Source organism: Streptomyces sp. NPDC029296, from assembly GCF_055569255.1.
Map to the genome: position 1 here is coordinate 26,770 of NZ_JBVHXT010000067.1, position 6,001 is coordinate 32,770.

Here is a 6,001-nt window from a genome sequence, read left to right on the forward strand (position 1 = left end):
GCGTACCGCGCACACGGAGGGGCCCGGGTTCACCCGGGCCCCTCTTCTTCTATGCTCCGGTGCCGCCGGTGGTGGGCTCGGTGCCCTCCTCCTCCGGCGTGCCCAGCTCGGTGGCGACCACCACGTCGGCCTCGCGGGTCAGCCTGTAGCGGGAGTTCCCGGACGCGTCGACGGCATCGACGAAGAAGCAGCGCTGATCGCCGTCGGGGACCGTGGTGTGCCGGTAGGAGGTGACGTCGGGCGTCAGCCAGGCGGTCTCGGAGGCGGAACAGACGCTCTCCTCGCCGTCGCTGAGGACCACGCCCACGTAGACGGAGTACCGCAGCAGGTCGGGCGCCGGGTTCTTGTCCCAGGTCAGCTCGAAGCCGTAGTCGGTCGGGGTGGCCTTGAGCCCGGTGACGGGCGGCGGCGGGGTGTCGTCCCGGCGCTCGCCGGTGACGGCGGCGGACCGGGCGGACTCGTTGCCCGCCGCGTCCACCGCGGTCACCCGGTAGTAGAAGGCGGTGCCCACCGCGGCCGTGGCGTCCCGGTAGGACTGTTCGGCGGTGGCGCCGAGGCGGGTGTAGGTGCCGGTCGCGCTCGTCGCCCGGTAGACCCGGTAGGAGGCCGCGCCGGTCACGGGGCTCCAGCCGATGCGCAGGCCGTCCTGCTCGGAGGCGTCGGTGACCTCCAGGCCGGCCGGCGCGGCGGGCGCGGTGCGGTCGGCGGTGGTGACGGGCTTGTCGGCCGTGCCCGCGGACTCGTTGCGGGCCTTGTCGTAGGCGCGGACCTCGTAAAAGAAGGTCTCGCCGGTCGCCGGGAGGGTGGTGTCGGTGTAGCTGGTGGCGGTGGTCGTCGCCAGCGGCACGGCCTCGAACGGGTGGCCCTGGAGCCGCCGGTAGAGGCGGTAACCGGCGAGGTCCATCTCCTTGTTCTTCGACCAGCTCACCTTGGCCCGGCCGGTCGCGGGGTCGTACGACACCGCGGCCCCGGACGGCACCAGGGGCTTGACCTTGTCCACGTCGGCCGTGGTGCGGGGGGTGTAGGCGAAGGAGACGTCCGCGGCGCCGGTCCAGTTGACGAAGTCCACGCGGAGCGTGTGCCTGCCGGAGGGGATCGTGACGTTGACGGTCTTCTTCTGGGTCTTGGAGACGTTCTTCCACAGGTCGACCTTGCGGCTGCCGTCCAGGTACACCCGGATGCCGTCCTGGGCGGTGACCGGCAGGGCGAAGGGCCCGCCGGAGCCGAAGTCGCGGGTCACGGTCCAGCGGACGCCGAAGTTGTCCTTGGGCAGGCCCGCGGCCGGGGCGCCGGTGCCCCACTTCTCGGCGACGGCGCTGTCGCAGTCCGTCTTCTTCGGGGTGCCCTTGAAGGTGGTGTTCGCGAAGAACTGCCGCTGGTAGGCGGGGGAGGCGCAGCTCACGGCGGCGGACGCGGACGGGGCGACGGCGCTCAGCAGGGCGCCGGCTGCGGCGAGCACGACGGCCGTGGCGGTCGCGCGTCTGGCTGGGTTCATTCGTTCCTCTGATCGAGTCGGAGGGCGGCCCGGGGCCGCCGATGGTCACGACTCGCGGTGAACCGGGTTGGTTGTACAGATCTCCATCACCTGTGAACTTCCTTGGTGTGCAGGGGAGGTAACGGCCCTTTGCAGAGGGTTTCGCGCAACCTTCACAGTTGCTGCTGAGCGTGGTGTTGCGCACTCGTTAAGTGATTTTTCTTGACGCCGGGTGGGCGTGCCGCGTTGTCTTTTCAGACACCCGGGTCGTAGCGCACCACCCCTCCGTACCACACCTGAAGTGAGCCTCCGAATGCGTCGTATCGCCATGTCCGTGGCCGCCTCCACGATGACTCTCTCGCTCGCCGGCTGCGGCGTGCTGAACGCGACGGGGGACGGCGCGAGCGCGAGCCCGACCAAGGGTGACGACATCACCGTGGGCCTGCTGCTGCCGGAGAAGGCGAACACCCGCTACGACAAGTTCGACTACCCCATCATCAAGCGCAAGGTCGCCGAACTCACCCGGAAGAAGGGCAAGGTCGAGTACGCCAACGCCGACGCGAGCGCCGCCCGGCAGGCCGAGCAGATGCAGAACCTGATCGACGCCAAGGCCGACGTCATCCTGCTGGACGCGGTGGACGCGCACGCCATCGCCGGCCAGGTGAAGAAGGCCAAGGACGCGGGCATCCCGGTCATCGCCTACGACCGCCTCGCCGAGGGCCCGATCGACGCCTACGTCTCCTTCGACAACGAACTCGTCGGCGAGGTGCAGGGCCGGACCCTGATGGAGGCCCTGGGATCGGCCGCGGACACCTCCGACAAGATCGTCATGATGAACGGCTCGCCCACCGACCCCAACGCCAAGCAGTTCAAGGAGGGCGCGCTCTCCGAGCTGAACGGCAAGGTGACGATCGCCGAGAGCTACGACACCACGGACTGGAAGCCGGAGAACGCCGAGGCGAACATGGCCAAGGCGATCGCCGCGCTGGGCAAGGGCAACATCGCCGGCGTCTACTCCGCCAACGACGGCATGGCGGGCGGTGTCATCAAGGCCCTGAAGGCGGCGGGCGTCACCGACCTGCCCCCGGTCACCGGTCAGGACGCCGACCTGGACGCGGTGCAGCGGATCGTGGCCGGCGAGCAGTACATGAGCGTCTACAAGTCCTACCCGGACGAGGCCGAGGCCGCCGCGCAGATCGCCGTCACCAAGCTCCAGGGCAAGGACATCCAGTTCGACGCCCTCACCCGGGACCGCGTGGACAGCCCCACCACCAAGGACATCCCGGCCAGGCTGGTGCAGGTCAGCGCGCTGACCAAGGGCAGCATCAAGGACACCGTCCTCGCGGACGGCATCTACACGGCCGATGACATCTGCACCGCCAAGTACAAGGCGGACTGCGCGGCGATCGGGCTGAAGTAGCCGCCGCGGCCCCCGGTCCGGCGCCCGGTCCCGCCGCGGCGGAGCCGGGTCCGCGCCACCGCCGGCGTCCTGGTGCGATGTGAAGGGCGGGCGGCACCCGAACCCGGGCAGAGCGGGAGCACTTGGGCGCCGCCGCCCGGGCAGCCGTGTTGCGGACCCGGTCGGCGCCGCGCATAGTTGCGCTGCGGAAGTGGCAGCACACCGGGGGTGAAATGGGCGATGGCCGGGCGCGGGACGGAGGAGCACCCTCACGGTGCCGACCGGCTGTGTGAGGCCGGCGATCGGGTGTACTCCCGTGCCGTGCGCCGGGGGCGGGTGCCGCGCTCGGACGCCGAGCCCGTGCCCTGTCTGCTGGAACTGGCCCTGCTGCACCCCGATCCCGACGACATGGACTGGCTGGTTCCGACCTCCCCGCAGGAGGTCATGACCCGGCTGCTGCGCGGGGTCTACGACGAGGTCAGCGCGAGTCAGCGGCGGGTGGGCTCGGCGGTGGCCGCGTTCGAGTGGTACGCGGGCCTGGGCCGGCAGCGCGACGCCCTGACGGCACCGGCCGAGGGCAGCGCCATCCGGGTCCTGGACGGACTCGCCCGCATCCAGGCGGCGATGGACGAGGCGACCGAGGCGTGCACCACCGAGGTGCTCACCGTGCAGCCCGGCGGCATCCGGCGGGAGGCGGAGCTCACCGAGGGCCTGCACCGGGCGCTGGCGCTGCGCGGCCGGGGCGTGCGCATGCGCGACCTCTACACGCATGTGGCGCGGCACGGGCAGGGGTTGCTGAACTACCTGGAGCTGATGGGCGACACGGTGGAGGCCCGCACCCTGGACGAGGTCATCGACCGGCTCATCCTCTTCGACCGCACGGTGGCCTTCATCCCCGCCAACACCGACCGCACGATGGCGCTGGAACTGCGCCACCCGGCGCTGGTGGAGTACCTGGTGACGGTTTTCGAGCGGCTGTGGCGGCTCGCCATCCCGCTGACCGCGCCGCTGCCCGACACCGGCATCGAGGGGATCTCGCACCGGGAGCAGTCCATCGCCGAGCTGCTGGCGGAGGGCCACCAGGACGCGGTGATCGCCGAGCGGCTGGGCATCAGCGTGCGCACCTGCCGGGCGCACATCGCCCGGCTGTCGGAGACCCTGGGCGCGGCCAGCCGGACCCAGCTCGGCGTGCGCATCGCCCAGGTGGGCCTGGACGGCCACCGCCCGCCCCGGCCGGCCGGGGCGCTCACCGGGGCCGACCCCGAGCCCCCGGCCGCGCGCTGAGCCGGGCGGGTGGCCTCAGTGGTCCCGGTCCAGGATGCCGGACTGGGCGATGAGATAGCCGAGCTGGGCGCGGCTGCCGCTGCCGAGGGCGTGGGCCAGCTTCGCTATGTGCGCCCGGCAGGTGCGCACGTTCATGCCGAGGCGGCGGGCGATGGCCTCGTCCACGTGCCCCTCGACGAGCAGCTTGGCTATGGAGTGCTGGACCTCGGTGATGCCGTCGGAGGCGGTCTCGTAGGGGGCGCCGGCGCTCAGCGGGACCGCGCGGGCCCACATGAACTCGAAGACCTTGATCAGATAGCGGACGAGTCCGGGGTGACGGAGTTCGAGGGCGACCTCGCCGTCGTCCCGGGTGGGGATGAAGGCCACCGTCTCGTCGCAGATGATCAGCCGCTCGGCCAGTTCGTCGATCGTCCGGTATTCGACCTTGCCGTCGGCGAACTGGGCGACGTAGGCGAGCGTCTCGGGGCTGTAGCGGGCCGGGTGCTGGTAGAGGGTGCGGATGCGGCAGCCCCGCTCGATCAGCGGGCGGTCGCGCTCCAGGGCCTTGGCGAGGGTGTGTTCGAGACGTTTCCGGCTCGGCTGGACCGTGAGCATCTCGGTCTGGCACTGGGAGGTGGCCAGATCCAGTGCCGCGTTGATCCGGTCCAGGCCCTCCAGCACGGTGATCGAGTGGGTGGTCGCCGTGGGCTGGGCACTGATGCTCATGAACGGCTCGAAAGCGTCGGCGAGTTCGATGGACTCGCGGCGGCGCTGGGTGATCTCCTGCTCGATCGGGTTCAGCCGCTGGGCCAGGGCGATCGTCGGCGGCACCGGGCGCAGCCAGTTCGGATCGTCGGGGTCGGGGTGGAGGAGGGCGAACTCCATCAGGCAGGGCGCGGGTTCCACGTCCGCGCGGGCTATGCGGCCCGTCCGGAGAGCGTTCCCGTAGAGCCGGCTCCCCTCCTCGCACAGGTCGGTCAGACCGTGGGGATGTGTCCGCTTTATCTCGTTTATCGCCAAATCTCCACCCCCCAGGGTCCTGAACGTGCAGGAACATGATGCATCGTTTGTGTGGCCATGACGTGCCGGAATGGGCCATCGTCGTATCTGGACGGGGGAGAGGTGACCTTCACATGAGGACGAAGCCGACTATGCATAAGACAATGCTTCGCTCGGCGCTTGTCGCCGCCTTCTCCGCCGCCTTGGCCTTCGGTGCGCTGACCGGTCACGCGGGGGCGGAGGATGCTGTCGCACAGGACAGCAGTTGGCGTGTACAGGCCGCTGCCGGCGCCGGTGCCGGTGACAGCAGCTGGGTGATCGTGGCGTCCGATGTCCCGGGCGACAGCTCGTGGGTCCCGCCGGCGGACAGCAGCTGGGTCGTGCGGTCATGACCACTCCACCCGACGACCGCTCCTTCCGTCGCGAAATGGCCACCGCCTACCGGTCCGGCTGGCACTTCATCGACCTGGTCACCGCCATCCCCCACAGCGGTGATTCGCTGATGGTGACCGTGTTCGGCGAACCGGTCGTCGTCACCCGGGACGAGGACGGCGACGTGCGGGCGTACCGGTGCCTGCGCAGGCCGCGCGGCGCCCCGCAGCCGGTGCGGTGTGCCATCCGGTACGGAATGATCTTTGTGAACCTGGACCAGCGGGACCATCGGCTGCCGGAGCCGGTGGAGTCCGACCTGAGGACCATCTCGGCCACCCCCCGCAGTGCCTGACGCGATTCCCCCGTCGTAAAAGATCGCTCAGGTGCTTCCCCCCCGCAGCGGGGGGGGGGGGGGGGGGGGGGGGGGGGGGGGGGGGGGGGGGGGGGGGGGGGGGGGGGGGGGGGGGGGGGGGGGGGGGGGGGGGGGGGGGGGG

General features: G+C 71.0%; 5 protein-coding genes. 3 read left to right on the forward strand and 2 right to left on the reverse strand.

From position 1 onward, the window contains the following. Positions 1-49 precede the first annotated feature (49 nt). Entirely contained in the window at positions 50-1,495 is a 1,446-nt protein-coding gene (locus tag ACZ4W9_RS37935) for a PA14 domain-containing protein (protein ID WP_467943785.1), read from the reverse strand. Positions 1,496-1,787: 292 nt separating this feature from the next. Here ACZ4W9_RS37935 and ACZ4W9_RS37940 point away from each other — a divergent pair, with 292 nt between their 5' ends. Both ACZ4W9_RS37940 and ACZ4W9_RS37945 read left to right on the forward strand, forming a co-directional pair. Next, the gene (locus ACZ4W9_RS37940; protein ID WP_467943788.1) at positions 1,788-2,894 is read left to right on the forward strand and encodes a sugar ABC transporter substrate-binding protein; all 1,107 of its coding nucleotides are present in this window, start codon (positions 1,788-1,790) and stop codon (positions 2,892-2,894) included. A gap of 219 nt (positions 2,895-3,113) precedes the next feature. Continuing rightward, positions 3,114-4,157 carry a helix-turn-helix transcriptional regulator gene (locus ACZ4W9_RS37945; protein WP_467943786.1) on the forward strand — a complete coding sequence of 348 codons (1,044 nt, stop codon included), beginning with the start codon at positions 3,114-3,116 and terminating at the stop codon, positions 4,155-4,157. A 15-nt stretch (positions 4,158-4,172) separates the two neighbouring features. Here ACZ4W9_RS37945 and ACZ4W9_RS37950 read toward each other — a convergent pair whose 3' ends face one another. After that, a complete protein-coding gene (locus tag ACZ4W9_RS37950) occupies positions 4,173-5,117 on the reverse strand; it encodes a helix-turn-helix transcriptional regulator (protein ID WP_467943789.1) in 945 nt (314 codons plus the stop codon). Between the two features lie 406 nt (positions 5,118-5,523). Here ACZ4W9_RS37950 and ACZ4W9_RS37955 point away from each other — a divergent pair, with 406 nt between their 5' ends. Then, positions 5,524-5,859, forward strand: coding sequence for a hypothetical protein (locus ACZ4W9_RS37955; protein WP_467943787.1), 336 nt, complete (start codon positions 5,524-5,526; stop codon positions 5,857-5,859). The last annotated feature ends 142 nt before the right edge of the window (positions 5,860-6,001 follow it).

What these genes read in the sequence shown, in the direction of transcription:
- ACZ4W9_RS37940 (WP_467943788.1), top strand. Translation starts at nt 1,788, where the DNA reads ATGCGTCGTATCGCCATGTCCGTGGCCGCCTCCACGATGACTCTCTCG.
- ACZ4W9_RS37955 (WP_467943787.1), top strand. Translation starts at nt 5,524, where the DNA reads ATGACCACTCCACCCGACGACCGCTCCTTCCGTCGCGAAATGGCCACC.
- ACZ4W9_RS37935 (WP_467943785.1), bottom strand. Translation starts at nt 1,495, where the DNA reads ATGAACCCAGCCAGACGCGCGACCGCCACGGCCGTCGTGCTCGCCGCA.
- ACZ4W9_RS37945 (WP_467943786.1), top strand. Translation starts at nt 3,114, where the DNA reads ATGGCCGGGCGCGGGACGGAGGAGCACCCTCACGGTGCCGACCGGCTG.